The sequence below is a fragment of the Mesorhizobium sp. M0701 genome (assembly GCF_040320365.1).
GTDB lineage: Bacteria > Pseudomonadota > Alphaproteobacteria > Rhizobiales > Rhizobiaceae > Mesorhizobium.
Genome location: NZ_JAMYPO010000009.1, coordinates 137,030 through 162,066 on the forward strand (window position 1 = coordinate 137,030; position 25,037 = coordinate 162,066).

General features: G+C 63.3%; 23 protein-coding genes. 11 read left to right on the forward strand and 12 right to left on the reverse strand.

Annotation, left to right across the window (positions count from 1 at the left end):
- Positions 1–56: 56 nt before the first annotated feature.
- Both NKI24_RS11910 and ftsE read right to left on the reverse strand, forming a co-directional pair.
- Positions 57–1,040 carry a cell division protein FtsX gene (locus tag NKI24_RS11910; RefSeq protein WP_352743770.1) on the reverse strand — a complete coding sequence of 328 codons (984 nt, stop codon included), beginning with the start codon at positions 1,038–1,040 and terminating at the stop codon, positions 57–59.
- Positions 1,033–1,692, reverse strand: a complete 660-nt coding sequence (gene ftsE / locus NKI24_RS11915; protein WP_023677923.1) for a cell division ATP-binding protein FtsE — start codon at positions 1,690–1,692, stop codon at positions 1,033–1,035. Before ftsE ends, NKI24_RS11910 begins: the two co-directional genes overlap by 8 nt.
- Before the next feature lie 236 nt (positions 1,693–1,928).
- Between ftsE and NKI24_RS11920 the strand changes: the two genes are divergently transcribed.
- The 3 genes from NKI24_RS11920 to NKI24_RS11930 all read left to right on the forward strand — a co-directional run bounded on the left by NKI24_RS11920 (position 1,929) and on the right by NKI24_RS11930 (position 3,516).
- Positions 1,929–2,219, forward strand: a complete 291-nt coding sequence (locus tag NKI24_RS11920; protein ID WP_352456694.1) for a hypothetical protein — start codon at positions 1,929–1,931, stop codon at positions 2,217–2,219.
- Between the two features lie 186 nt (positions 2,220–2,405).
- Complete coding sequence (gene hpt / locus NKI24_RS11925) at positions 2,406–2,948, forward strand: hypoxanthine phosphoribosyltransferase (RefSeq protein WP_352743774.1); 543 nt, start codon at positions 2,406–2,408, stop codon at positions 2,946–2,948.
- A gap of 196 nt (positions 2,949–3,144) precedes the next feature.
- On the forward strand, positions 3,145–3,516 hold the full coding sequence (locus NKI24_RS11930; RefSeq protein WP_352570563.1) for a response regulator: 372 nt from the start codon (positions 3,145–3,147) through the stop codon (positions 3,514–3,516).
- An 18-nt stretch (positions 3,517–3,534) separates the two neighbouring features.
- Here NKI24_RS11930 and NKI24_RS11935 read toward each other — a convergent pair whose 3' ends face one another.
- The gene (locus tag NKI24_RS11935; protein WP_352745407.1) at positions 3,535–4,485 is read right to left on the reverse strand and encodes a DMT family transporter; all 951 of its coding nucleotides are present in this window, start codon (positions 4,483–4,485) and stop codon (positions 3,535–3,537) included.
- Between the two features lie 223 nt (positions 4,486–4,708).
- On the opposite strand from NKI24_RS11935, the gene NKI24_RS11940 reads away from it, so the two are divergent.
- A complete protein-coding gene (locus NKI24_RS11940) occupies positions 4,709–5,566 on the forward strand; it encodes a LysR substrate-binding domain-containing protein (protein WP_023677927.1) in 858 nt (285 codons plus the stop codon).
- Positions 5,567–5,639: 73 nt separating this feature from the next.
- Here the strand turns inward: NKI24_RS11940 and NKI24_RS11945 are convergent, their stop codons facing one another.
- Together NKI24_RS11945 and NKI24_RS11950 are read right to left on the reverse strand one after the other, a co-directional pair.
- Complete coding sequence (locus tag NKI24_RS11945; RefSeq protein WP_352745410.1) at positions 5,640–8,255, reverse strand: TIGR02302 family protein; 2,616 nt, start codon at positions 8,253–8,255, stop codon at positions 5,640–5,642.
- A 212-nt stretch (positions 8,256–8,467) separates the two neighbouring features.
- Positions 8,468–9,409: a threonine/serine dehydratase gene (locus NKI24_RS11950; protein ID WP_352745413.1), complete on the reverse strand. Its 942-nt coding sequence runs from the start codon at positions 9,407–9,409 to the stop codon at positions 8,468–8,470.
- Positions 9,410–9,472: 63 nt separating this feature from the next.
- Here NKI24_RS11950 and NKI24_RS11955 point away from each other — a divergent pair, with 63 nt between their 5' ends.
- Positions 9,473–9,775, forward strand: coding sequence for an ArsR/SmtB family transcription factor (locus tag NKI24_RS11955; protein WP_352646661.1), 303 nt, complete (start codon positions 9,473–9,475; stop codon positions 9,773–9,775).
- 10 nt (positions 9,776–9,785) lie between these two features.
- Here NKI24_RS11955 and lysA read toward each other — a convergent pair whose 3' ends face one another.
- The 3 genes from lysA to argH form a co-directional block, all read right to left on the reverse strand.
- The gene (lysA, locus tag NKI24_RS11960) at positions 9,786–11,054 is read right to left on the reverse strand and encodes a diaminopimelate decarboxylase (protein WP_352743783.1); all 1,269 of its coding nucleotides are present in this window, start codon (positions 11,052–11,054) and stop codon (positions 9,786–9,788) included.
- A gap of 15 nt (positions 11,055–11,069) precedes the next feature.
- A complete protein-coding gene (locus tag NKI24_RS11965; RefSeq protein WP_023677931.1) occupies positions 11,070–11,276 on the reverse strand; it encodes a hypothetical protein in 207 nt (68 codons plus the stop codon).
- Between the two features lie 71 nt (positions 11,277–11,347).
- Entirely contained in the window at positions 11,348–12,748 is a 1,401-nt protein-coding gene (argH, locus tag NKI24_RS11970; RefSeq protein WP_352745416.1) for an argininosuccinate lyase, read from the reverse strand.
- 35 nt (positions 12,749–12,783) lie between these two features.
- Between argH and tlpA the strand changes: the two genes are divergently transcribed.
- Entirely contained in the window at positions 12,784–13,467 is a 684-nt protein-coding gene (tlpA, locus tag NKI24_RS11975; protein ID WP_023677933.1) for a thiol:disulfide interchange protein TlpA, read from the forward strand.
- 2 nt (positions 13,468–13,469) lie between these two features.
- On the opposite strand, the gene NKI24_RS11980 is transcribed toward tlpA, so the two are convergent.
- A complete protein-coding gene (locus tag NKI24_RS11980) occupies positions 13,470–15,902 on the reverse strand; it encodes a bifunctional diguanylate cyclase/phosphodiesterase (RefSeq protein WP_352745419.1) in 2,433 nt (810 codons plus the stop codon).
- Positions 15,903–16,200: 298 nt separating this feature from the next.
- Here NKI24_RS11980 and ugpB point away from each other — a divergent pair, with 298 nt between their 5' ends.
- The 4 genes from ugpB to NKI24_RS12000 all read left to right on the forward strand — a co-directional run bounded on the left by ugpB (position 16,201) and on the right by NKI24_RS12000 (position 20,409).
- Positions 16,201–17,511, forward strand: coding sequence for a sn-glycerol-3-phosphate ABC transporter substrate-binding protein UgpB (ugpB, locus tag NKI24_RS11985; protein WP_352745422.1), 1,311 nt, complete (start codon positions 16,201–16,203; stop codon positions 17,509–17,511).
- Between the two features lie 81 nt (positions 17,512–17,592).
- Positions 17,593–18,477 carry a sn-glycerol-3-phosphate ABC transporter permease UgpA gene (gene ugpA, locus NKI24_RS11990; RefSeq protein ID WP_023677936.1) on the forward strand — a complete coding sequence of 295 codons (885 nt, stop codon included), beginning with the start codon at positions 17,593–17,595 and terminating at the stop codon, positions 18,475–18,477.
- Between the two features lie 8 nt (positions 18,478–18,485).
- Positions 18,486–19,334 (forward strand): sn-glycerol-3-phosphate ABC transporter permease UgpE, encoded by an 849-nt coding sequence (gene ugpE / locus NKI24_RS11995; protein ID WP_352570555.1) that lies wholly within the window; start codon positions 18,486–18,488, stop codon positions 19,332–19,334.
- Positions 19,335–19,341: 7 nt separating this feature from the next.
- Complete coding sequence (locus NKI24_RS12000) at positions 19,342–20,409, forward strand: sn-glycerol-3-phosphate import ATP-binding protein UgpC (protein WP_352745426.1); 1,068 nt, start codon at positions 19,342–19,344, stop codon at positions 20,407–20,409.
- A gap of 42 nt (positions 20,410–20,451) precedes the next feature.
- Here the strand turns inward: NKI24_RS12000 and NKI24_RS12005 are convergent, their stop codons facing one another.
- From NKI24_RS12005 to NKI24_RS12015, 3 genes are all read right to left on the reverse strand, one after another.
- Positions 20,452–21,534 (reverse strand): ABC transporter ATP-binding protein, encoded by a 1,083-nt coding sequence (locus NKI24_RS12005; protein ID WP_352745429.1) that lies wholly within the window; start codon positions 21,532–21,534, stop codon positions 20,452–20,454.
- On the reverse strand, positions 21,531–23,114 hold the full coding sequence (locus NKI24_RS12010; protein WP_352745432.1) for an ABC transporter permease: 1,584 nt from the start codon (positions 23,112–23,114) through the stop codon (positions 21,531–21,533). Before NKI24_RS12010 ends, NKI24_RS12005 begins: the two co-directional genes overlap by 4 nt.
- A 169-nt stretch (positions 23,115–23,283) precedes the next feature.
- Positions 23,284–24,291 carry an iron ABC transporter substrate-binding protein gene (locus tag NKI24_RS12015; protein ID WP_352745507.1) on the reverse strand — a complete coding sequence of 336 codons (1,008 nt, stop codon included), beginning with the start codon at positions 24,289–24,291 and terminating at the stop codon, positions 23,284–23,286.
- 202 nt (positions 24,292–24,493) lie between these two features.
- Between NKI24_RS12015 and NKI24_RS12020 the strand changes: the two genes are divergently transcribed.
- Complete coding sequence (locus tag NKI24_RS12020) at positions 24,494–25,036, forward strand: sigma-70 family RNA polymerase sigma factor (RefSeq protein ID WP_023677943.1); 543 nt, start codon at positions 24,494–24,496, stop codon at positions 25,034–25,036.
- Position 25,037 lies beyond the last annotated feature (1 nt).

Sequence of the window (25,037 nt, forward strand, 5' to 3'; positions counted from 1 at the left end):
AGGAAAAAAATGCAATTTTCGTGACGATGCGTTTTCATCCGTGATCGATCTTTCCTTTAGCCGGCGTCCGGCTGGCGAATGTCGATGTCGCTGAGATAGGTAACCACGGTGAAATGGGAGGTTGCCGCCGTCAGCGCGCCGATCACCAGCACCATGACAGCGACCCCGAGATAACCCGCCGAGCCGATGGCGAAATTGCCGAACAGGGCGGTCGCCTGGTCGGCCTGCGGCGTTGCCATGTTGCGTGACGACCACCAGGAGAAGACGATGAAGACCAGGATCGCCGCGGCGCCGCCTGCCGCGGCGCCCTTCATGCCGGTGACCAGAAAATGCCGGCGGAATTCGCGCGCGATGAAGCGCGCCTCGGCGCCGACAAAATGCAGCACCTCGATGATGTGGCCATTGCCGGCCATGGCGCCGCGCGTTGCGAACACAACGGTCAGCACCGTCGCCGACAGCATCAGCGCCAGCACTGCGACACCGATCGTTACCGTGGTGCGGGCCATGGCAACCAGCCGGTCGACCCAGGTGCGATGATCGTCGAGCGAGGCACTCGGCAGCTTCGGCGTGATCGCCGCGCGCAGTGCGGCGAAATCGGGCGGACTATTCTCGTCGATGGTGATGATGATCAAGCGCGGCACCGGCAGCTCATCGATGTTCAGGCCCGAGCCCAGCCAAGGCTCGAGCAGCCGGGCCGTCGCTTCGTGGTCGACGATCCGGGCGCTTTTCACGCCAGGGAATTCGCCGGCGATCTGCGAGGCCAGCGCAAGTGCGGCCTCCATGTCGAGGCCGTCGACCGGCTTGATCTGGATTGTCGCTTCGCGCGAGATCTGGTTCTCCCAGACGGAGGCGGTGTCACGCACCAGCGTGACGGCGCCAAACGTCAGGCAGGACAGAAACGTCATGATGGCGATGACCAGCACCAGCGCCCGGCCGGCGATGTTCTGCGCCGGCACGATCGGCGCCATTTTGCGCTGGACGCGGGGCTTTGCCGCCGCGGCGTCCTGACCCTCGAAATGTTCGACGGAGAGCTCAGTCATAGATGTCCAGCCTTCCGCCGGCCAGGATCATTCGCCGTGCGTCGACCTGTTCCATCAGGCCGAGGTCGTGTGTGGCGATCACCACGGCGGTGCCCAGCCGGTTGAGCTCGATGAACAGCCGCAGCAAGCGTCGTGCCAGCGGCGGGTCGACATTGCCGGTCGGCTCGTCGGCGAGCAGGATCTCGGGCTGCTCGATCAACGCCCGGGCGATGGCGGCGCGCTGCTTCTCGCCGCCAGACAGCACCGGCGGCAGCACATGCATGCGCTCGCCGAGGCCGACCCATTTCAGCAGCTCGGTGACGTCGGTGCGATAGGTCGCCTCCTCGCGGCCGCGCACGCGCAGCGGCAAGGCCACGTTCTCGTAGGTGGTCATATGGTCGAGCAGGCGAAAATCCTGGAACACCACGCCGATGCGACGTCTCAGATGCGGCAATTCGGTACGCGAGATGCGCGAGCGATCCTTGCCGAAAATTGTGATCAGGCCGCGCGTCGGCTTCAGCGACATGAACAAAAGCCGCAGCAACGTCGTCTTGCCGGCGCCTGAAGGTCCGCTCAGGAACTGAAAGGAGCGCTCCGGAATGTGCAAGGAGATGTCGCGGAGGATCTCCGGACCCATGCCATAGCGGAGGCCGACATTTTCGAAGCGGATCACTTTCGACGACCTGAAATTCTCGGCGGCAAGATGCCAGCCCTTTCTGTGGAAAGACCATCGGCCGGCATGGTTAACCGACGGTTAATTTGGGGGCTTTTCGAGCGAGTCACAGGGGTTCCGGTGGGGAAGCGTTAACCATTTCCGTTTACCCAAAAGAAACGAACAGCGAACAGGTGCGGTAGTGTTGGGCCATGATGGCTGAGGATCGAACCGCGCGCCCGGTTTCCGGCGAAATCATGACCGATCCGGCCGCCGAGCCGGAACGCATCATGCGCGACGTGACCGCCGAGGTCATCGATGCCGACTATGAGGTGCTGCCCCGCCATTTTACACGTCCAGACTTTGCGCCGCCGCCTGCGCGCATGATTTCCATGCCTTCGATCGAAGGCATGGACATGTTGCGCAAGCCCGAAACCGCCGTCGAACGGCCGTTGTGGGTGCATGGTGGGCCGATCTTCTGGATTGTCGGCGTCGGTGCCGCCTTTGCCGCCTTCTGGATTTCGGGCGGCCATGCGCTGGTTCGTTAGAGCGGCGCCAGAAAATCAACAGGTCACCAGATAAACGATCAGCGACGCGCTGCGGACATCCGACCGTTCGCGGGCGTCCTGCGAAAGATTTGGCCTTGCCAGCCGGCTCGACATGCCTAGAAACAGGTTGAAGACCGTTTTCGGTCGGCTTCGCCTACAAGGCGATCATTTCTGGAAGGGCAGCCAATGCCAGTTGTGCGCGGCAAGGACATCGAAGTCCTGTTTTCGGCGTCCGCCATCGCGCGGCGGAACCTGGAACTTGCCAAGGAGATCGCCGGGCACGACTACCACGACCTTCTGGTAATCTCGGTGCTGAAGGGATCGTTCATCTTCGCCGCCGATCTTATCCGTGCCATGCACGATGTCGGCCTGTCGCCGGAGGTCGAGTTCATCTTCATCTCCAGCTATGGCGCCGGCATGACCAGCGGTGAGGTGAGGGTGCTGCGCGACATCGACAACGAGGTCGCCGGCCGCGATGTGCTTTTGATCGACGACATTCTGGAATCCGGCAAGACACTGAGTTTCACCCGCGACCTCATGCTGTCGCGCGGCGCGAGGAGCTGTGCCATCGCCGTGCTGCTCGACAAGCGCATGCGCCGCCAGACCACGCTCAACGCCGACTATGTCGGCTTTGACTGCCCCGATTATTTCGTCGTCGGTTATGGCATGGACGTCGCCCACGCGTTTCGCGAATTGCCGTTCGTCGGCATCGTCAAGGGCGACGCCTGAGGCCTTTTGAAAATTCTACTCCGGCGGTCATCTGACGCGGTTTTCTGCGCTTCCGGTGCTCACGGACTTGAATGTCCGCTCCGCTCCGGTTCTCGAAAGCCACGTCATATGCCTCGCCGGAGCGAATTTTGAAAAGGCCTCATGGCCTTCCTGGCTTTCAGGAAACATCAACTTTTCCTCGCCAAATATCCTGCCCATGGCAAAGCTCCTGATCGTCGAGGACGATGAATCCGTCCGCACTCTCGCCGCTCGCGCGCTCGAGCGCGCCGGGCATAATGTCACTGTTGCCGCCGACGGCGCACATGGCCTTTCTCTGATCCGGACGGCGCAAGGGAGCTACGACCTTGTGCTGTCCGACATCCGCATGCCGGAGATGGACGGCATCGAGATGGCCAAGGCGGCAGCGGCGCTGTTCCCGGCGATGAAGATCATGCTGATGACCGGCTATGCCGACCAGCGCGAGCGCGCCGAGGAATTGGACGGCATTATTCTCGACGTCGTGCAAAAGCCGTTCACGCTGGCTGAAATCCGCGCCCGCGTCGAACAGGCGCTCGCCTGCTTCGCCTAAGCCCAAGGCCGACCGCCTTCAGGCGGGGTCGCAGGTCGCCGCAATGGCTGGCGCGCCGCTCCGGCGCCGGCTGGCATTGAGGGCAAACAGGCCCGCGCCGATGATGAGGGCTGCGCCTGCCGCCGTCGCTGGTCGCGGCACTTCGGCAAAGAACAGAAAACCCCATAGCGGCGACCAGATGATACCGGTGTATTCGAAGGTGGCGACGCTGTTGGCGGGCGCCAGCCGGTAGGCCTGCGACAACAGGATCATGCCGGCCGAGGCAACGAAGCCGCATGCCCCCATCTTGAGGAGATCCGGCGTCGCCGGCCAGACCCATGGCCGGACGAGGAATTCGAGACTCGGATGCACGGCGTGGTCAATGCCTGCCAGCCAAAACAATGCCGCCGCCAAGGCGGCGCCGACCAGATAGGCGCCGTTCTGATAGAAAGCCATGACGGTCGAGGATTCGGTGTCGCCGATCTTGCGTGCCATCAGCTGCGAGAAACCGTAGAGCAGAGCCGAACCTAGCGACAGCAGCGCTGCCCAGTCGAACAAGCCGGCGCCCGGGCGCACCATCACCAGCACGCCGAGAATACCGACCAGGAGGGTGGCGAGCGCCTGCCAGGACGCGCGTTCGCCGAGATAGGGGCCGGCCAACGCCATGATGAACAGCGGCGCCATGAAATAGAGCGCCACCGCGTCAGCCAGCGGCAGGGCGGCGATTGCCAGGTAGTAGGCCGTATAGGAGGTGAACTGGATGAAGGCGCGCATCGTCAGCATGCCGAACCGCTTCGACAGGATCGCCTGCAATCCGACGTCGGCGTGGACAAGGAAAACCAGGATCGGCAGGGCGACGATCGAGCGGATCGCCATCACCTCGGTGACCGGATAGTGGCTCGACACCGCCTTGACCAGCGGGTCCTGCAGCGAAAAGACCAGCACGCCGAGACAGAGGCTGAGGATGCCGAGCACAAGCCGATTCTGCATAGGCGCTCCTGTCTCCCGCGTGCGCGGCCGAAAGCAGGCCTGCATCCGGGTAAAAAGAACCCGCCACCGTTTCGGGCAGCGGGTACGAGTGAGGACTTTTGATTGGTCCGCAGCCGATTTCGCGGCCGCATATCCAATGGGTAAGGCGACTATCGTCCGCCGTTTGACATGTTGCAAACGAATTGGAATGATGCCAGCAATCAGATTTTCTTATGGCGGGCACATGCGACCCAACCTCGACAGCGACCTGTTGCGCACCTTCGTGGCGGTCGCCGACACCGGCAATTTCACCAAAGCGGCGGAGCGGGCCGGCCGCACCCAGTCGGCGGTCTCGATGCAGATGAAGAGGCTCGAAGGCATGATCGGCGACAGCCTGTTCGAGCGCGGGTCGCGCGGTGTAGCGTTGACGCAGCGCGGCGGCGAACTCATCGCCAACGCCAGGCGCATCGTTTCACTGCTCGACGAGACGGCGGCATCGATGGTCGCGGCGCCGCTTGGCGGGCCGGTGCGCATCGGTATCCCGGAGGAATATGGCCACGCGATCCTGTCGCGGGCACTCGGCGCCTTTGCCAAGCGCCATCCTCAGGTCGACATCACCGTCCGCTATGCGCATTCCGGTGCGCAGATCGCCGCGCTCGCCGCCGGCGAGCTCGATCTGGCGGTGGTGTTCGAATGGCAGGATCTGTCAGGCGGTGAGGTGCTGATGCATGACCCGACCGTATGGGTGACGTCGGAGCTGCATCACATGCATGAGGAGCGGCCGGTGCCGATCGCGCTCTACAACCGTGCCGGTTGGTGCAAGGATTTCGCGATAAAGTCGCTGGAACAGCGCGGTCTCGCCTATCGTGTCGCCTACACCAGCGATACCAATGGCGGCCTGCGGCTCGCCGTCACCTCCGGGTTGGCGATTGCGCCGATCTCGCGCAGCAACATCCCGGCCGGCTGCCGCGAGCTTACGGCCGCCGACGGGTTCGGCGACATCGATTCCTCGAACGTGGTGCTGCGGCGCAATCCGAACGCTTCCGGCGAGGCCATCGACGGCATGGAAGAGGCGATCCGCGAGGCGTTCACCAACCGTTAAAACGTGCCGCTCAGTCCGGCGGTGGCGGCCTCCACGGACCGCACGGCGATCTTCCGAATATTGGGGGGCAGCCTTACTTCAGCTCCAGCAACCGCTCCAGATAGCTGCGCTCGATATCGGGGCTGAGTGCGTTGCCGAGCCGCTTGCGGATCGCTTCGAGGATCTGGCGGGCACGCTGCACATCGATCTCGTCGGGCACTCTCACCGAACTTCCGTCATCGGGACCCTCGCTGGTGCGGGGCCGCCCGAGCGGGTCACGGTCGGCATTCTGCTGGCGCCCGCCCTGCCCGTTGCCGCCCTGGTCGCCTTGCATCGCCTGCAATTGCTTCATCATGTCCTTGGCGCCCCTGCGCAAGGCTTCCAACGCGCGGCCCTGGTGACCGACGGCCTGGTCGCCTTCGCCCTCGCCGAGCGCCTGTTCGGCATTGCCCATGGATTTGCCGGCCTCGCCAAACCCCTCATTGGGGTCGAGGCCCATGCCTTCGAGGCTCTTCCTCAATTGATCGAGCTCGCCCTGCAGCTTGCCCTGGCCTTCCTGCAATTGCTTCAGCGCATCAGCAAATTCCTGCGGCGTCATCGGCTTCGGCCGGCCGAGCGGATCGCGGTCGTCACCCGGGCCGGGTTTGCCCTCTTCGCCCATCGGGCCTGGCTCACCGTTCTCGCCGAGCTGCTCGTCGCGGTTCTGCCCGCGCTGTTGCTGGCCGCGCTGCATCTGGTCCATACGGAAAGTGTCGTTCATCATCTCCTGCTGGCGCCGCATGATCTCGCCCAGCTTGTCCATCTGCTGGCGCATCTCGCTGTCTTGCTGGCCGCCTTGCTGCTGGCGGCCTGCCTGCAGATTGTTCATCATGTCCTGCAACTCGGACAGCAATTGCTGCGCCTGGTCGCGATTGCCGGATTTCGCCAGGTTCTCGATCTGGTCCATCATGCGGTCGATGTCGCTCTTGCGCAGTTCCTGACCGTTCTGCTGCATCTGTGGCGCATTCGGATTCTGCTGCGCCCGCGCCGCGAATTCCTGCAGGAACTGGTTCATCGCCTCGCGCAGTTCCTTCATCGCCTTCTCGATCTCTTGGTCGCTGGCGCCGTTCTTGATCGCATCCTGCAGCGCCTGCTGCGCCTGGCGCAGCCGCTTCTCGGCCGCCGACAGATTGCCTTCCTCAATGCCGAGCGCGATCTCCCAGAGGTAAGCGACCTCGTCGCGCAACTGGTCGTCGCTGTCTGCCATCTTCAGCCGGGTGCGGGCGCTCATGATGGCGAGGTAGTGCGCCATGTTGTCGAACGTGTCTTCCGGCCTGAGCGTGATTGCATCCATCAGGTCGAGCACGCGGTCCTTGGCATAGGCGTCGAGCGCCAGTATGCGGCGCTGCTCGACCACAGCCCGCGCCAACGGGTTGGAGAATGGCCGCTCCGGCATCACCAGCGTCTTGGTTTCGCTGGTCGCCGTGTGTCCGGCACCGTCGGTGGCGACAAGCGACAGCTTGACGTTGCCACCTGCCCAGACATGGTCGGTCAGATCCTTCGTCGTCTTAGCGGCATTGGCCTTGCCGCCGCGGCGCGGCAACGTCAGCGGCATTTCCGGCGGGCCATAGAGCGGATGCGCGTTGGGCACTTGCGGATCGGCCAATGCGAAAACCGCCTTGGCGGAGGCCGCGCCATAGTCGTCGTCGATCTGGTAGTTGAGTTCGAAGGCGCCGTTGACGGCGCGCTTCGGCTCGCCGACAAAGCGGATCTGCGGCGGCTTGTCGGGAATTATGGCGAAGGCCCAGCGGCCGAGCTCGCCGTCGCTGGACTGCAGCGTCAGCGTGCCGTCGGCCGTTAACTTGCCGCTGAACTGGCGCACGGTGGAAGGCGTTGCCGGACTTGCCTCAGTCTTGGCGGCTTGCGGCCCGGTCGGATCGATGGCGCGGGTGTTGCCGCCGGTGTCGGCGTAGCTCAGCGTTTCCTCGCCCGAACCGCCGGTGACGCGCAGCGACACATCGCTGCCCTCCGGAACCGTGAAGGTCGGCGGCGCTTGAGTGGCGTTGTTGGCCAGGACCGGGGCGTTGAGGAATACCGGCGGCCTGCCGGTATAGGCCGGCGGCGTCACCCAGGCGTCAATGCGCGGCGGCACGACGTCGCGGGCGGCACGGGCAACAAAACCGTCGCTCAGCCTGCCGCCCGATGGCCCGAAGGAGAAGGCAAAGGCAGTGACCAACAAAAGCGCGGCAACGGCGCGCAGCGCCCACGGGTCGCGTTCCGGCACGCGTGTGCGCGGCACGTCGCCGCCAAGCTCGCCCAGCCGGTCCGCCATGCGCCGCTGATGCTCGCGCCACAGGGCTTGCGAAAAAATGCTTTCCTTGCCGCTCGGGCGATCGGTCTGGACCTGCACCGGGCTGTGCAGCAATCGGTTGGCCGCCTCGATGCGGCGGTCGACCTCGGCACTGGATGGCGTGCGGAAGAAACGCAGTGGATAGAGTGCGGCAAGCGCTGCGACGCCGAATGCCGTGATAAGACCGATCCGCGCCAGATCGGGCAAAAATGGGAACAGGCCGAGCCACGAAATGCTGAGGAACAGGCTGGCGACGATGATCAGTGGCAGCAGCAATGGCCAGCCGCGTTCGACGATTATCGAGACCTGCGTCCCCAGCCGGCTCAAGGCAAGGCGCCTGGCCAGACTGCGATCGCTGGTGAAAATGGGTCGTTGTGTCATCGGCCCTTCCTGGCCGGGCGGGATAGCCCAGGCCTCACGAGTCTATCGCATGGGCCCGAAAAGTCGATTTTCGGGAAGCACGATGCGAAGACCTAAAATCTTAGCGCGTACTTCGTGCGTCCAAGCGGATGCACATCTCCCTAAGGATACCAACAAACACGGCGAAGGCGAGGCGGTTCCCCAAAACGTGAACAATAATGCCCCGGATATTGTCAGAATTTCGCCGGATTGGCGTTTGCGCCGCAGACCAGTACGGCAACGCGCTCGCCTGCAGCCGGTGCGTAGCGGCCGGACAGGAGCGCCGCGAAGGCGGCCGCACCGCCCGGCTCGGAGATGATTCGCACGCGGTCCCACAGCGCCGCCTGGGCGGCGATAATGTCGTGGTCGCCGACCAGGATCGAGCGCTCGACGAATGCCTCGGCGATAGGAAACATCATTTCGCCGACACGCTTTGGCGCGAGCGAATCGGCGGCGATGCCCTCAGCCGGCGCGTCGACGGGTCGGCCCGCCTCGAAGGCGCGATGAAGCGTCGGCGCACCCTCCGGCTCGACCGCGATTATCCTGATGCGGCCGGAAAACCAGGCGGCGATGCCGCCGATCAGCCCGCCGCCGCCGACGGCGACCAGCAGGGTGTCGAGCTTCGGCAGGTCGGCCTCGATCTCGAGGCCGAGCGTGCCTTGCCCGACCAGCGTCTCCTCCTGGTTGAAGGCGTGGATCTGCAGCGCGCCGGATTTTTCGGCGAAGCTCTCGCTGGCGGCCAGCGCCTCGGCATAACGGGCGCCGCCGACGATCAGCTCGGCGCCGTAGCCGCGGATGCGGTCCAGCTTGGCCTGCGGGCTCACTTCGGGAACAAAGATGGTCGCCTTGTGGCCGAGCCGCATGGCGGCATAGGCGACGGCGGCACCGTGGTTGCCGCCCGATGCGGCGCCGACGCCGGCCGCAGGAACCGGCCGTTCGAGGAGATTGGTGAACGCACCACGTACCTTGAACGAGCCGGAATGCTGCAAGCACTCAAGCTTCAGGTCGACAGGCAGAGGCGGGCGGCCGAAATCTGCCATGTCGACGCGCAGCACCGGCGTGTGGCGCACGAAGGGCCGGATGCGGGGTTCTATCGCCGCAATGCGCTCGCGTGTGATCGTGTGGCCGTGCAGCATGGTTTCACTCCCAGAGTTGACATTCAGAGTTGACATAACTTAGTAACTTGGCAAAGTGCCTAAATGCAAGAGATCGATGTCTTCAAAGCAATCGCCAACGAGCGCAGGCTGCAGATCCTCGATTGGCTGAAGGACCCGCGAGCGCATTTTCCGTCGCAGACGGACGGCGATCTGGTCGAGGACGGCGTCTGCGCGCTGCTGATCGCGGAAAAGCTGGGGATCACCCAGGCAACGCTCAGCGAGCATATGCGCGTGCTCACCCAGGCAGGGCTTTTGCGCAGCAAGCGCATCAAGCAGTGGATATTCTATCGCCGGAATGAGGACAGAATCGCCGAGACCAGGGCGCTCATTCAGCACCGGCTGTAGCTGCAGAGTTCTACTCCAACCAGTCCGGCACCGAGTCCAGTCCGATCAGCTCGTCATAGGTCTGGCGCGGGCGCACAACGTGGAAGCGGTCGCCGTCGACCAGCACTTCCGGTACCAGCAGCCTGGTATTGTAGGTGCCGGCCTGAACGGCGCCATATGCGCCGGCGGTGGAGACAGCGATCAGGTCGCCGGATTTCAGCCGGGGCAGGTCACGGTCGAGCCCGAGATAGTCGCCGGTCTCACAAACCGGGCCAACGACGTCGACCTTCATGCGTGGTGCAGCGGCCGGCTGCTGCGCCACCGGCCTGATGTCGTGGAAAGCGTCGTAAAGCGTCGGCCGGATCAGGTCGTTCATCGCGGCGTCTACGACGAGGAAGTTCTTGGCGTCGCCCTCCTTCACGAAGATCACCTGCGAGACCAGGATGCCGGCATTGCCGACGATCAGCCGGCCTGGCTCGAACGTCACTTTCAGCCCAAGTTTGGCAACATGCTTCCTGACGATCTGGGCATAGGCATCGGGCAAAGGCGGCGGGTTGTTGTCGACGCGGTAGGGAATGCCAAGGCCGCCGCCGACATCGATGTGCTCGATGGCATGACCGTCGGAGCGCAAGGCGCCGACCAGCTCCACCAGCAGCGCAAAGGCGTCGTCGAAGGGCTGCAATTCGGTGATCTGGCTGCCGATATGGGTGTCTATGCCGGTGACCTTGATGCCCGGCAGCTCAGCCGCGCGCGCATAGACCTTCCGCGCATGCTGCCACGGAATGCCGAACTTGTTCTCGGCCTTCCCAGTCGAAATCTTCTTGTGCGTCCTGGCGTCGACATCCGGATTGATGCGCAGCGAGATCGGCGCGATCTTGCCCAGCGCGGTGGCGCGGGCCGACAGCAGCTCCAGCTCCGGTTCGGATTCGACGTTGAAACAGAGAATGCCGGCCGAGAGCGCAAAATCCATTTCGCGAGCGGTCTTGCCGACGCCCGAAAACAGGATCTTGCTTGCCGGGATGCCGGCCGTCAAAGCGCGGCGCAATTCGCCCTCCGAGACCACGTCGGCGCCGGCGCCGAGCCTTGCCAGCACCCTCAGCACGGCCTGGTTGGAATTCGCCTTCATGGCATAGCAGACGAGAGCATCGAGCCCGGCAAAGGCCTCGGTGAAGACGCGAAAATGCCTGGTCAGCGTCGCCGTTGAATAACAGTAGAACGGCGTGCCGACGCTGGCGGCGATGTCTGATATCGCCACGTCCTCGGCATGCAGCGCGCCGTCGCGGTAGTCGAAATGGTTCACGAGATTGGTCCGAAATCAGAGCAGCGGGTCGAGGATGAATTTCTTGTCCTCGACAGGTTTTTCCGGCTCCGGCGGCAAAGGTTGCTTGGCCTTCTCGGCGTCCTTGCGGGCCTGCACGGCTGCCGCGTACGGCGTGTCGAGCGCAGCCTTCCTGCCGCAGGCCGCTACGGTGGCCATTGCCGCCAGCAGCGTCAGCGTCACCAAAATCCTGCTTCCGGTCATCGTGCCATCCGTCCGAAACTGTTGCCCGCAGCCGCTTCTAGCCGAGTTTTGCGGCCATTGCACCCCGCGTCTTACGCCTTGGCGAGCCGCTTTTTCCAGTAGCGGATCTGCTTGCGCACCTCGGACGGCGCGGTGCCGCCGAAGCTCGTGCGGCTCTTTACAGAATTCTGCACGGCAAGAACCGAAAACACGTCGGCGCTGATACCGGGGTGAATGGACTGCAGATCCTCCAGCGAAAGCCTGTCGAGCCCGATCTTCCTGTCCTCGGCCAGCGCCACCGCCCGGCCAGTGAGATGGTGCGCCTCGCGGAACGGCAGGCCGAGCGTGCGCACCAGCCAGTCGGCGAGATCGGTCGCAGTCGAATAGCCGGCGCCGGCCGCATTTTTCATCGCGGCAGTGTTCACCGTCATATCGCGCACCATGCCAGTCATTGCCGCCAGCATCAGGTCGAGCGTCTCGGCCGCGTCGAAGACGGATTCCTTGTCTTCCTGCATGTCCTTGCCATAGGTCAGCGGCATGCCCTTCATCACCGTCAGCAGGCCGACGAGATGCCCGGTGACGCGGCCGGTCTTGCCGCGCACCAGTTCGGCAGCGTCGGGATTCTTCTTCTGCGGCATGATCGACGAACCCGTCGAGAAACTATCCGACAGCCTGACGAAGCCGAATTGCGGCGTCGACCAGATGATGATCTCTTCGGCCAGCCGCGACAGATGCGTCGCGCAGATCGCCGCCAAGCCCAGGAACTCGAGCGCGAAATCGCGGTCCGAAACACTGTCGAGCGAATTGCGCATCGGCTCGCGAAAGCCAAGCGCCTTCGCCGTCTGGTGCCGGTCGATGGAAAAGCTGGTGCCGGCAAGGGCGGCGGCGCCGAGCGGGCTTTCATCCATTCGCTCAATCGCATCGCGGACGCGCGACAGGTCGCGTGCAAACATCTCGACATAAGCCATGCAGTGGTGGCCGAAGGTCACCGGCTGCGCCGCCTGCATGTGGGTGAAGCCCGGCATCACCGTTGACGCATGCTCCTCGGCCCGATCCAGGAACGCCGTGATCAGGCCCTTCAGCGCCTCGGCGACACGAAAGCATTCGTCCTTGACCCACAGCCTGAGGTCGACCGCCACCTGGTCGTTGCGCGAGCGGGCGGTATGCAGGCGGCCGGCGGCGGGGCCGATCAAATCGGCCAGACGGGCCTCGACATTCATGTGGATGTCTTCCAGCCTGGTCGAGAACTCGAAGGTGCCGGCCTCGATCTCTGCGAGGATCGTGTTCAGCCCGTGAGCGATTTTTTCTTGATCGGCCGCCGAAATAATGCCCGTTTGCGCCAGCATCTGGCTATGGGCGATCGAGCCGCGAATATCCTGCGCATAGAGTTTGCGGTCGAACGAGATCGACGCGTTGATCGCTTCCATGATTGCGGCCGGACCCGAGGCAAAACGTCCGCCCCACATCTGGTTGCTGGCCTTCTTGTCGTTCATCGCTATAACCCGTGCTCCGGAGCAGTTTTTCAAAAATGGCAGACGGCAATAGATTTTTCCCGGCTTTGCGTCTCATCCTCGCCGCTTTGGTTGCGGGCGTGCTGGCCGGCGCGGTCGCGGTATATGTCAGGGAAAGCAGTTCTGGCAACAAGGCGCCCGCGCAAGTGGCCGCCGGCGGCGGCAAGGACGACGTCGCCTGCGCCGCCAAGACCGACCGTGCCAAGAAGATCGCCGCCGCTGCCACCGGCCAGGTTGCCGCGCTTTTGCCGGCGGATCCGCCGCAATCGCTGAAAAGCCTTGCCTTCAACGGCCCCGACGGCAAGCCGACGACGATCGCCGATCATGCCGGCAAGACGGTGCTGCTCAATCTGTGGGCGACATGGTGCGCACCTTGCCGCGCCGAAATGCCGGCGCTCGATGCGCTGCAGAAGGAGATGGGCAGCGATGCGTTTCAGGTTGTTGCCGTCAACGTCGATGCCGGCGACGATGCCAAACCGAAGAAGTTCCTGGAGGACACCGGCGTCAAGTCGCTCGGCTACTATCGCGATGCCACGATGGCGCTGTTCAACGACGTCAAGACGCGCGGCCTGGCGCTCGGTCTGCCGGTCACCATGCTGATCGATGGGCAAGGCTGCCTGATCGCCCATATGAATGGCCCGGCCGAATGGTCGGGGCCGGATGCCAAGCGTCTGGTCGAGGCGGCGCTTCAGCCGGGATAGGCTCAGACCGTGCGCAGGCGCGGCTTGAGCACGGCAATGCTTGCGCCGCGTCGGCTGGCGGTGCGGATTGCCGGAGCGGCCACGCCCGTCAGTTCCCCGAATGTCTCGATCGGAGCCGGTTTGCCGAGGTAGTAGCCTTGCCCGATCTCGCAAGCCTCGGCGTCCAGGAACTGCAATTCACCCGGCGTCTCGATGCCTTCTGCCAGAACCGGTAGGCCGAGACCGCGTCCAAGCCCCAGCACGGCGCGAACGATCGCCGCGAACTGGGGGTTCTTGTCGACCGATTTGATGAACGACCCGTCGATCTTGATCTTGTCGAAGGGAAAGGCGCTGAGGTTGGACAGCGAAGAATAGCCGGTGCCAAAATCATCCATCGCCACATGCACGCCAAGCGCCTTGACCTGCCTCAAGGTTGCCAGCGCGCGCGGCATGTCCTTCACCAGGGCCGTTTCGGTGATCTCCAGTTCGAGCCTGCCGGGGGCCAGGCCGGACCTCGTCAATGCGTCGTGCACCTTGCGGCTGAAGTTCGGATTGTGAAGTTGCACGGCGGAGACGTTGACGGCGACCATCAGCGGGTTTGTCCAGCGAACAGCATCGTTACAAGCCGTCGTCAGCACCCAGTCGCCTATCTGCGCGATAGCGCCACTGTCCTCGGCCACGGGGATGAAAACGGCCGGAGAAATGTCACCCCGCTCAGGGTGCTGCCAACGGACCAGGGCTTCGAAGCCGATCATCCTGCCGCCGCGGATCTCCTTCTGCGGCTGATAGACGAGGTGGAACTCCTTGCGGGCGATCGCCTGGCGCAATTCATGCTCCATCACACGCTTGTCGCGGGCTGCGGTGCCCATGGCTATCTCGAAAAACCGATAAGTGTCCCTGCCTTCGGTTTTGGCGCGATGGAGTGCCGTGTCGGCATGGCTGATCAGGCCGGCCTGGTCTTCGGCATCCAGCGGAAAGAAGGCGATGCCGATGCTGGCCGAGACGAGGCCGGAGCCGACCGAAACCCTGTTTTCCTCCCGGATCGCCGCCAGCAAGTCCTCGGCTATCCGGCCTGCGGCCAGGGGGTCGGGGAGGTTCGGAGCTATGATGGCAAATTCATCGCCGCCGAGACGCGCGAGCATCTGTCCGTGGCGCGGGATGCCGGAAATGCAGTGCGCCAGCTTCTGCAGCATAGCATCGCCGGCCCCGTGGCCATAGAGGTCGTTGACTTGCTTGAACCGGTCGAGGTCAAGCAGCAGGAGCGCCAGATGTCCATCCTTGCCGCCACGATCCATCGAGGCGAATTCTGCTTCCAGCCGGGAAGAAAAGCTCCGCCGATTGGCAAGCCCGGTAAGCGGATCGAAATGCGCGAGGCGGAGGATCTCTTGTTCTGCCTTCTTGCGCTCACGGATGTCGCGAACGGCAAGCACCGTATGAGGCCTGCCGCAGTAGGTGATTTTCCTGGCGATCAGCTCGACAGGAATTCTCGCCCCGTCGCTGCCCCTTAACTTCGCTTCCTGCGCCTGTTCGCCGAAGCCGGACATATCGGCTGCGCTCTGTCCGTCGAAAAGCTCGCCGAATTGCATCGTGTTCAGGGTGGCTGTCGCTGTTCCGGTCAGCTTCGCCATACTGTCATTGGCGCTGACAATGCGGGTGCCATCGCAAACGATCAGACCTTCCACCGCCGCATTGGCGAGATCGTGCATGCGATCGGCCTCGAGCTTCTGGCGGCGAAAGCGCAGGTCGATCCACAGCGCGGCACCCGATAGCACAAGGATTATCAGGCTGGCGACCGCTGCGGCAAAGGCCTGGGAAACGGGCTCGATGGAATGTTCGGATATTTCAATCGAGGAATCCGGAATGATCGACACCGCAGCCATCGCGATGAAATGCAAGCTGCAAATCGCCAGCGTCAAAAGCGCGGCGCCGCCGAAAGTCGCGAGCGCTGACGGACGGCGCAAGACGACAAGGAGCGCCAGTGCCGCGAGGGTCACGCCGGCCAGAAGCGATATCGCGACAAGGAGCAGGTTCCATACGATCCGGCCTTCGACCTCGAAAGCTGCCATGCCGATGTAGTGCATCGTCGCGATGGCGCCGCCCAGAATGGCGCCGCCGACGAGGAAATGGTCGATGCCGCGGCGCAAGGTGGCAACCCACATCCCAAGCGCGGTCAGGATGACGGCGGCGGCAAGCGAAAAGGCGGATAATCCCGGATTGTATGCGTTAGGTATTCCCGGCGTAAACGCAGTCATGGCGATGAAATGCGTCGCCCATATGCCGAACCCGGTCGAAGTTGCGGCGATCATCAGCCAGACAAGCCGATTTCGGTCGGTCGATCGGCCGACATGCTTAAGGAGATTAACCGCTGAGAAGCAAGAAATGCCGCAGACGAGGGCGGCAAGTGCGACCAGTCTCAGGTCGTGCTGACTTACAATACAGTTATAGACCGTCAGCATCCTGGGTTCACTCGGTCTGCCAAAACTAACAGGGGAGGTGTGACTGATTAGCTCTTGGAGATTTTAACGAATGGTTAACCCGCGGGCCATGAGGCGGGTCTTTTCGGGGAAAACCGACGCCGCTGCGCCGACAAGGCGGTGATGTCGTTTCTGACGCCGCGCTTTCGGTAGCGAGTGCACTTTAGGAAGGAATGATGTTCATTGATCCGCAATAAAACCGTTGTCCGATTGTCATCAGCGCCACATATTGGCTGTGCGGAAGTGCCCCCTTTCGCCAATGACAAACGGGAGATGAAACATGAAGTTCTTCGGCTTTGCGGCCGGTATCGCCGCCACCGTGACCCTGCTTTCCACCACCTCCGCCTTCGCCGTCACGCAGATCAGCTGGTGGCACGCCATGACCGGCGCCAACGCCGAGGTCGTCGCCAAGATCTCCAAGGATTTCAACGCCAGCCAGAGCGACTATGAGCTCGTTCCGGTGTTCAAGGGCACCTATCCGGAGACCCTGAATGCCGGCATCGCTGCCTTTCGTGCGGGGCAAGCGCCCGATATCCTCCAGGTGTTCGACGTCGGCACCGGCGTGATGATGGCGGCCGAGGGTGCGATAAAGCCGGTGGCCGATGTGATGACCGGCGCCGGGATGACTTTCGACAAGAGCCAGTATCTGCCCGGCATCGTCGGCTATTATTCGAAGCCGGACGGCACCATGCTATCGTTCCCCTACAACTCTTCCTTGCCGATCCTCTACTACAACAAGGACATCTTCCAGAAGGCAGGCCTCGACGTGAACAATCCGCCCAAGACGTGGAACGAGGTGTGGGAAGCTGCCAAGAAGATCAAGACGAGCGGCGCCGCCCCTTGCGGCTATACCTCGACCTGGCTGACCTGGATCCACCTGGAGAATTTCGCGGCGTGGAATGACGTGCCTTGGGCCACCCAGCAGAATGGCCTGGCCGGCGGTGATGTCGAACTCAAGATCAATGCGCCGATTTTCGTCAGCCACTTCCAGGCGCTCGCTGACCTGGCCAAGGACGGCACATTCAAATATGGCGGGCGCACCTCCGAAGCCAAGCAGATATTCCTCGCCGGCGAATGCGGCATCTTCACCGAATCGTCGGGCGGCCTCGGCGATATCGTCAAGTCCGGCATGAACTATGGCATCGGCCAGCTTCCCTATGATACCGACGCCAAGGGCGCACCACAGAACACGACGCCGGGTGGTGCCAGCCTGTGGGTGTTCGGCAACAAGTCGGACGAGGAATACAAGGGCGTCGCGGCTTTCTTTGCCTATCTGTCCAAGACCGATGTGCAGGAATATCTGCACCAGAAGTCGGGATATTTGCCAGTGACGCTTGCCGCATACGAGGCGACGAAGAAATCAGGCTTCTATGACAAAAACCCCGGCCGCGAGACACCCATCCTGCAGATGACGGGCAAGGCGCCGACCGACAATTCGAAGGGCGTGCGCCTGCCGAATCTGCCGCAGGTGCGCGATATCCAGAACGAGGAGCTGGAGAAGATGCTGGCCGGCCAGCAAACCGCCCAGCAGGCACTCGACAATGCGGTTGCGCGCGGCAACGCGGCGATCAAGGAAGCGCTGGAGAACTGACGGGATTATCTCGGTTAGTCGGTTGGAATATCGCCCGCGCGAGCTCGCGTGGGCGATACCTGGATAGCGAGGGAAATCAGCCTGTCTCCACGCGTCGTCTTTCCCAACAAGATCCTGCCCTACCTGCTGGTGGCGCCACAACTCGCCATCACCCTGGTTTTCTTCTACTGGCCGGCCGGTCAGGCGCTTTACCAGTCGATGCTCAGGCAAGACCCGTTTGGGCTGAAGAGCAGGTTCGTCTGGTTTGCCAATTTCCGGAAGGTGCTGGCCGATCCGGCCTACCTCAACTCGATCAAGGTCACAGTAGTGTTCTCTCTTGCGACCGCGATCGTTGCCATGGTTGTGGCCCTGCTGCTCGCGGTCATGGCCGAGAAGGCCGTGCGCGGCAAAGGCCTCTACCGCACACTGTTGATATGGCCTTATGCCGTGGCGCCGGCGATTGCCGGCATGCTTTGGCTTTTCCTGTTCAATCCCTCGATCGGCTCGTTGGCCTATTTGCTGAGAAGCCTCGGCATCGTATGGGACCCGCTGCTCAACGGCACCCACGCCATGATCCTGCTGGTGTCGGCTGCCGCCTGGAAGCAGATCAGCTACAACTTCCTGTTCTTCGTCGCCGGCCTGCAGGCGGTGCCGAAAACGCTGATCGAAGCGGCGGCCATGGACGGCGCCGGCGAAACCAAGCGCTTCTGGACCATCGTCTTCCCGCTGCTTGCGCCGACAACCTTTTTCCTGCTGGTCGTCAACACCGTCTATGCCCTGTTCGACACGTTCGGCATCGTTCATGCCGTCACCGGCGGCGGGCCGGGCAAGACGACCGAGACGCTGGTCTACAAGGTCTACAATGACGGCTTCGTCAATCTGATCCTGGGCGATTCGGCGGCGCAGTCGGTCATCCTGATGGCCATCGTCATTGCGCTCACAGCGATCCAGTTCCGCTATGTGGAACGCAAAGTCCATTACGGCTGAGGGCAGCGATGATCGGCCAGTCCCCGCTCCGCACCTTCATCGCCCATGCCGTGCTCATCCTCGGCATATTGATCGTGGCTTTTCCGATCTACTACACCTTCGTTGCCTCGACGCACACGCTGCAAACGATCCTCAGGCCGCCCCTGCCGCTCTTGCCCGGCGGCCAGCTATGGAACAATTACAGCGAGGCGCTGTTCGGCGGCATCGGTCGTATCGGCGGGGTCAGCGTCGGCAGGCTGCTCCTCAACACCACGATCATGGCGCTCGGCGTTGCGGTGGGAAAGATCTTCATCTCGATCCTGTCGGCCTACGCGATCGTGTTCTTTCGCTTTCCGCTGCGCATGACCTTCTTCTGGCTGATCTTCATCACCTTGATGCTTCCAGTCGAGGTGCGCATCCTGCCGACCTACAAGGTGATGGTCGATCTCGGCATGATCGACACCTATGCCGGCCTGATCGTCCCGCTGATCGCCTCGGCCACCGCAACGCTGCTGTTTCGCCAGTTCTTCATGACCATACCGGGCGAATTGGTCGAGGCGGCGCGTGTCGACGGTGCCGGGCCATGGCGCTTCTTTTTCGATATTCTGGTGCCGCTGTCGCGGACAAACATCGCCGCGCTGTTCGTGATCCTCTTCATCTATGGCTGGACGCAGTATCTTTGGCCGCTGCTCGTTACCAACAGCAACGACATGAACACCATCGTCATCGCGCTGAGAAAGATGGTTTCCTTCGCCGATGCCGACACCCAATGGCACCTGGTGATGGTCACGGCAATGCTGGCCATCGTGCCGCCGATCCTGGTGGTCGTGCTGATGCAACGCTGGTTCGTGCGCGGTCTGGTCGAATCCGAAAAGTGAGAAGCCGATGGCGACCGTGGATCTGAAGGATGTCAGGAAAATCTATCCCAGCGGCGTCGAGGCCGTGAAGGGCGTTTCCATCGCCATTCCCGACAAGGAGCTTTGCGTGCTGGTCGGCCCCTCCGGCTGCGGCAAGTCTACGCTGCTGAGGATGATCGCCGGGTTGGAGACCATTTCGGCCGGGATAGTCGCCATCGACGGCAAGGTGGTCAACGCCATTGGCCCGACCGAGCGCGACATCGCCATGGTGTTCCAGAATTACGCGCTCTACCCACATATGAAGGTCTATGACAACATGGCCTATGGCCTGCGCAACCGCGGCACGCCGAAGGACGAGATCGACAGCAGGGTGCGTTCGACCGCCAAGGTGCTGGAGCTTTCGGCGCTTCTCGACCGGCGCCCGCGCGAGCTTTCCGGCGGCCAGCGCCAGCGTGTCGCCATGGGCCGTGCCATCGTGCGCGACCCGAAAGTCTTCCTGTTCGACGAGCCCTTGTCCAACCTCGATGCGAAATTGCGCGGGCAGATGCGCGTCGAGATCAAGAATTTGCAGCGCTCGCTTGGTGTCACCTCGGTTTATGTAACCCACGACCAGCTTGAGGCGATGACGCTGGCCGACATCCTCGTCGTCATGAACGCCGGACTGGTCGAACAGATCGGCGCGCCGCTCGATGTGTACGAGAAGCCGGCGTCGACTTTCGTCGCTTCCTTCATTGGTGCGCCGCCGATGAATCTCCTGGCGCTGACAGGGAGCTCACCCAGCTCGGCACTGGCGGACGGTACGGTGGTTGGCTTGGCGCCTGGACAAAGCAAGGCGGTGACACTCGGGTTTCGTCCGGAGGATGCCGATATCACCTTCGCGGCGGAGGCGCCCTCCGGCGCGCTCGCGCTGCCGGCGACGGTCGAAGCCGTCGAACCGGTCGGTGCCGAAAGCTTTCTCCACTGCGCGGCAGCCGGCAGCCGCATCGTCGTACGCGTCTCAGGTCGCGCCAGCGCCAAGACCGGCGACCAATTGCGCGTCGTGGCCAGATCCGAAAAGCTGCACTGGTTCGATCAGGCGGGCAAGCGGGTCGATTGAGGTTGGTCTTTCGTCCGGCGAGCGGTGCACGTGCAAAAGCCCTCAGGCAAACACATGCGCCTTGCCGGAAACGGTCAGCCGGACGATCTCGCCGACGGCCGGGGCGTCCATGCCCGGCTTGCGCAGGATCAATGGCGTGTTGCCGATCGCAGCTGCGTCGGGCGGATCGGGACTGTTCAGAAGACGCACGGCGATCGTGCACATCGAGCCGGCAAATTCGGATTCCGTCACCTCGCCGAACAGCATGTCCGGCGTGCCCGACATGCCTTCCCGCGACGTCCGTTTCAGCAGCACCTGCTCCGGCCGCAGCATGATGCGAGCAACGTCTCGCCGCTCCATGCTGTCGACGGCGACGCGGCCGAGCGGCGAGGTGGCGAAGCCATCGGCGATCCTGGCCGGCAGGACGATGGCGTCGCCGAGGAATTCGGCGATCATCCTGTCCTTCGGCCTGAAATAGAGGTCGCGCGGCGTGCCGACCTGCGAGAATTTGCCGTCGCGCATCACCGCGACCTGGCTGGCGAAGGACAGCGCCTCGGCCTGATCATGGGTAACCAGGATGGTGGTGATGCCGGCTGTTTCGAGGAGCTCGGCCACGGCCTTGCGCATTGAGGCTCGCAGGCCGGTGTCGAGCGCCGAGAACGGCTCGTCGAGCAGCATCAGCCGCGGCTTCATGGCCATGGCGCGGGCCAACGCGACACGCTGCTGCTGGCCGCCGGAGAGTTCGTGCGGGCGGCGCTTCAGGATCCCTTTGTCCAGCCCGACGACATAGGCGAGCTCGGCGATGCGCTCGCTGCGCTTTTCCTCGTGACGGCCCATGCCGAACCCGATATTCGCGGCGATGCTCAGATGCGGGAATAGAGCGCCGTCCTGCGCCACCAGCCCGATGCCGCGGCGATGCGCCGGCACGGACGCGTCGCCATCGGCCAGCACCTCGCCATCGAGCACGATGCGGCCCTGGTCCGGTGCCTCGAAGCCGGCGATCAGCCGCAGCAAGGTGGTTTTGCCGCACCCGGACGGCCCGACGATGGCCGTGCGGCTGCCGCTGGCCACGCTGAGGTCGACGCCGGCAAGTGCAGCCACCGGGCCGTAGTGCTTGTGGATGCCGCTCAGTTCGAGAAAACTCATCGCCCGGCCATCCGCTTCGACTGGACATAGAGCAGCCAGGTCAAAGGCAGCGACATCGCCACCATGATCAGCGCATAAGGCGCCGCCGACGCATAGTCGATCTCGCCGCTATAGGACCAGAACGCCATCGCCAGTGTGCGGGTGCCGTTGGGTGCCAGCATCTGGGTTGCGGTCAATTCGTTCATGATGCCGAGTGCGACCAACGCCATGCCGGCCGCGGCACCCGGCGCCGACAGCCGGATCGTCGTCGACCATAGCGCCTTGAGCGGCGATCGGCCGAGGCTGGCGGCGGCGCGTTCGAGCTCGACCGGTGCCTGTGCGATCGATGCCCGCAAGCTGATCAGCGCGCGCGGCAGGAACATCAGCGCATAGGCGACCAGAATAGTGAACAGGGTCTGGTAGAGCGGCATGGCGATACGCACGGCGATGGTGACCAGCGCCAGGGCGATGACAACGCCGGGCAACGCGCCGACGATATAGTTGCAGCCCTCCAGGACGCGTTGCAGCCGCCCCGGCGCGCGGATCGAAATCCACGCCATCGGCATTGCCGCGACGGTGGCGAGCAGCGCGCCGGCAATTGCTAGGAACAGCGTTTGGCCAAGCGCCAGGCCGATCTCGTCGAGCCGCCAGACATCGGCGCCGCCGGCCATGAGCCAGCGGCCGATAGTGGCGAACGGCACGCCGAGCGCCAGCAGCGTGGTAATGGCAGGCAGCAGCAGGCAAGGAATGGTGGCGCGCCCAAGGCCCGTGCGCTGCTGCTGGCGCGCAGCACCCGAACCGACGCGGGCATAGCGCTCCTCGCCGCGCACCAGCACCTCCAGCCCGAGCAGCACAAGGCAGCAGGTCACCAGCACGCCGGCCAGCATGTTGGCGGCGGGACCGTTGAAGGTCGACTGGAACTGGTCGACGATCGCGGTAGTGAAGGTGTCGAAGCGGATGAAGACATAGAGCCCATATTCGGCCAGGAGATGCAGGCCGACCAGCAGGGAGCCGCCGCAAATGGCGAGCCGGAGCTGCGGCAGCACGACGCGCCTGAACACACGCCACGGGCCGAGACCAAGGGCTGCCGCTGCATCCTCGAGAGCGGGATCGAGCCGGCGCAATGCCGCCGCCACCGGCAGATAAAGGAAGGGGAAATAGGCGATGACCGACACAAGCACGCCGGCCCACAGGCCGTGCAGTCTGGGCACCATGGTGACCCAGGCGTAACTGTGGACGAAGGCCGGAATGGCGAGCGGCGCCACCGACAGCCAGGCCCATAGGCGGGCACCCGGCAGATCGCTGCGCTCGGTCAGCCAGGCCAGCATGACCGACAGGACGATCGAGATCGGCACCGCCAACACCACCAGCAGGCTGGTGTTGACCAGAAGTTCGCCGACGCGCGGCCTGAACACCAGCGCCGCCACCGTTTCCCAGCCGGTCTGCACCGCCACCCAGACGATGAAGGCAAGCGGCAGCAGCGCGAAAAGCGAGACAAAGACGGCAGCCAACGCAATCCATGAGACCGACCAACGACGTGCCCGCACGGCCGTGGCGTCGGCCGGCAAGCCTGGGCGTGCGAGATCGATCGCGGATTGCATCAGATCAGACGTTGCGCCAGCTCCGCCCGGAGGCGGAAACGATCGGCGGCGGATAATCTCGCGGGTAGCTTGTGGTCATAGGCAAATGCCATCTTGAAAACAGAGCGCTCCTGTGGAAAGCGAATTCCCACAGGAGCGCAGTCGGTTGCCCTTTTAGGACGAACGCCGGCTAAAGCAAGCCGGCCGCCGTCATCAGGTCGGTCACCTTTTTCGAGTTCAGCGTCGTCGGGTCGACTTTCGGCGCCTGCAGATCGGCCAGCGGCACCAGCTTCGGATTGGACTCGGCGCCTTTGCCGACTGCGTATTCGAACGAATCGCCTGTTTTCAGCACGTCCTGGCCGCCATTGCCGGTGACCCATTTCAGCAAAGCCTGCGCTTCCTTCGGGTGCTTGCTCGAGGCCAGCACGCCGCCGCCGGAAATCGAGACGAAAGCACCGGGATCCTGATGCTTGAAATAGTGCAACTCGACGTTCTTGCTGTTCTCGCCGGTCTTGGCCTGATCGCCGTAGTAGTAATAGTGATAGATCACGCCGCCTTCGACCTCGCCGGCATTGACCGCCTTCATCACCGTGCTGTTGCCCTTATAGGCGGTAAAATTCTCCTTCATCGCCTTCAGCCATTCGGCCGTCGCCGCCTCACCCTTGAGCTGCAGAAGCGCGCTGACGATCGCCTGGAAATCGGCGCCGGAGGGCGAAGCGGCCCAGCGGCCCTTCCAGCTCGGATCGGCGAGATCGAGCAGCGATTTGGGCAGCTGGTCGGCGCTCAGCTTGGTCTTGTTGTAGGCAAAGACGGTGCTGCGCGCGGCGACGCCGACCCATTTGCCGCTCGCCGGCTGGTACTCCTGCGGAACCTGGGCCAGCGTCTCGGTGTCGACCGGTGCGAACAGGCCGGCCGCCTCGACTAATGCCATGGCCGGCGAATTCTCCGTCAGGAATACATCGGCGGGCGAAGCGGTGCCTTCTGCAACGATCTGATTGGAGAAATCGCTGTCGCCGCCATTGCGGACGGTAACCTTGATGCCGGTTTCCTTGGTGAATCCCTCCGCCCAGGCCTTGGTCAGGTTTTCGTGCTGGGCGTTGTAAACGACGATGCCCTCGTCCTCTGCTATTGCCGGGCCGGCGATCAGGCTGATTGCAAGTGCTGTCGCACCGGCAAGGGCGGAAAGAGCATATTTCATGGCGTCGTCCTCGATTTCGATGGTCTTTGGCTTGGCACGCTGCACCTACCAATACCTGACTGGTGCAGTCAACATTGCTGACCCACTCAATCGCTCAAAAGGAGCAAACTTTCGTGATGCTCAGCTAATTTGCCTTGGACATTATTTCGCCGGCCCCGTAACAAATCAGCGCCGAGACGCGAATATCGGGGAGTGAACTCTTGTGAGCGGCAAGGACGAAGCCGAGCTTTCACGGCTGCTGCGGGCCGCGATCGCCGGAGACGAAAGGGCCTATGCCGACTTTCTGCACCGGATCGCCGCGCTCGTTCGTGGCTTTGCCCGGCGCAAGATCGTGCAGGGCGGGGTGGATCCCGAGGATGTCGTGCAGGAAACCTTGCTGGCCATTCATGTGAAACGACACACCTGGCGCCATGATGCGCCGGTGCTGCCTTGGGTCTATGCAATAGCCCGCTTCAAGCTGATCGATGCGTTCCGGCGGCGCGGTCGGCGGATCGAGATCGAGATCGACGAAATCGCCGAGACCTTTGCCGAGCCGGAATCGGAGACGGTGAGCGAGCGCGACGTCAACCGGGCGCTCGACAGCCTGCCGCCGGCACAGCGTTCCGTCGTCTCGGCCGTATCGGTCGAAGGCCGGTCAATCGGTGAGACCGCGGCCAAATTCGGCATCAGCGAGACGGCTGTGCGGGTGTCACTGCACCGCGGGCTTGCCGCCATTGCCAAACGGTTCAGGGCGGGGCGGGAATAAC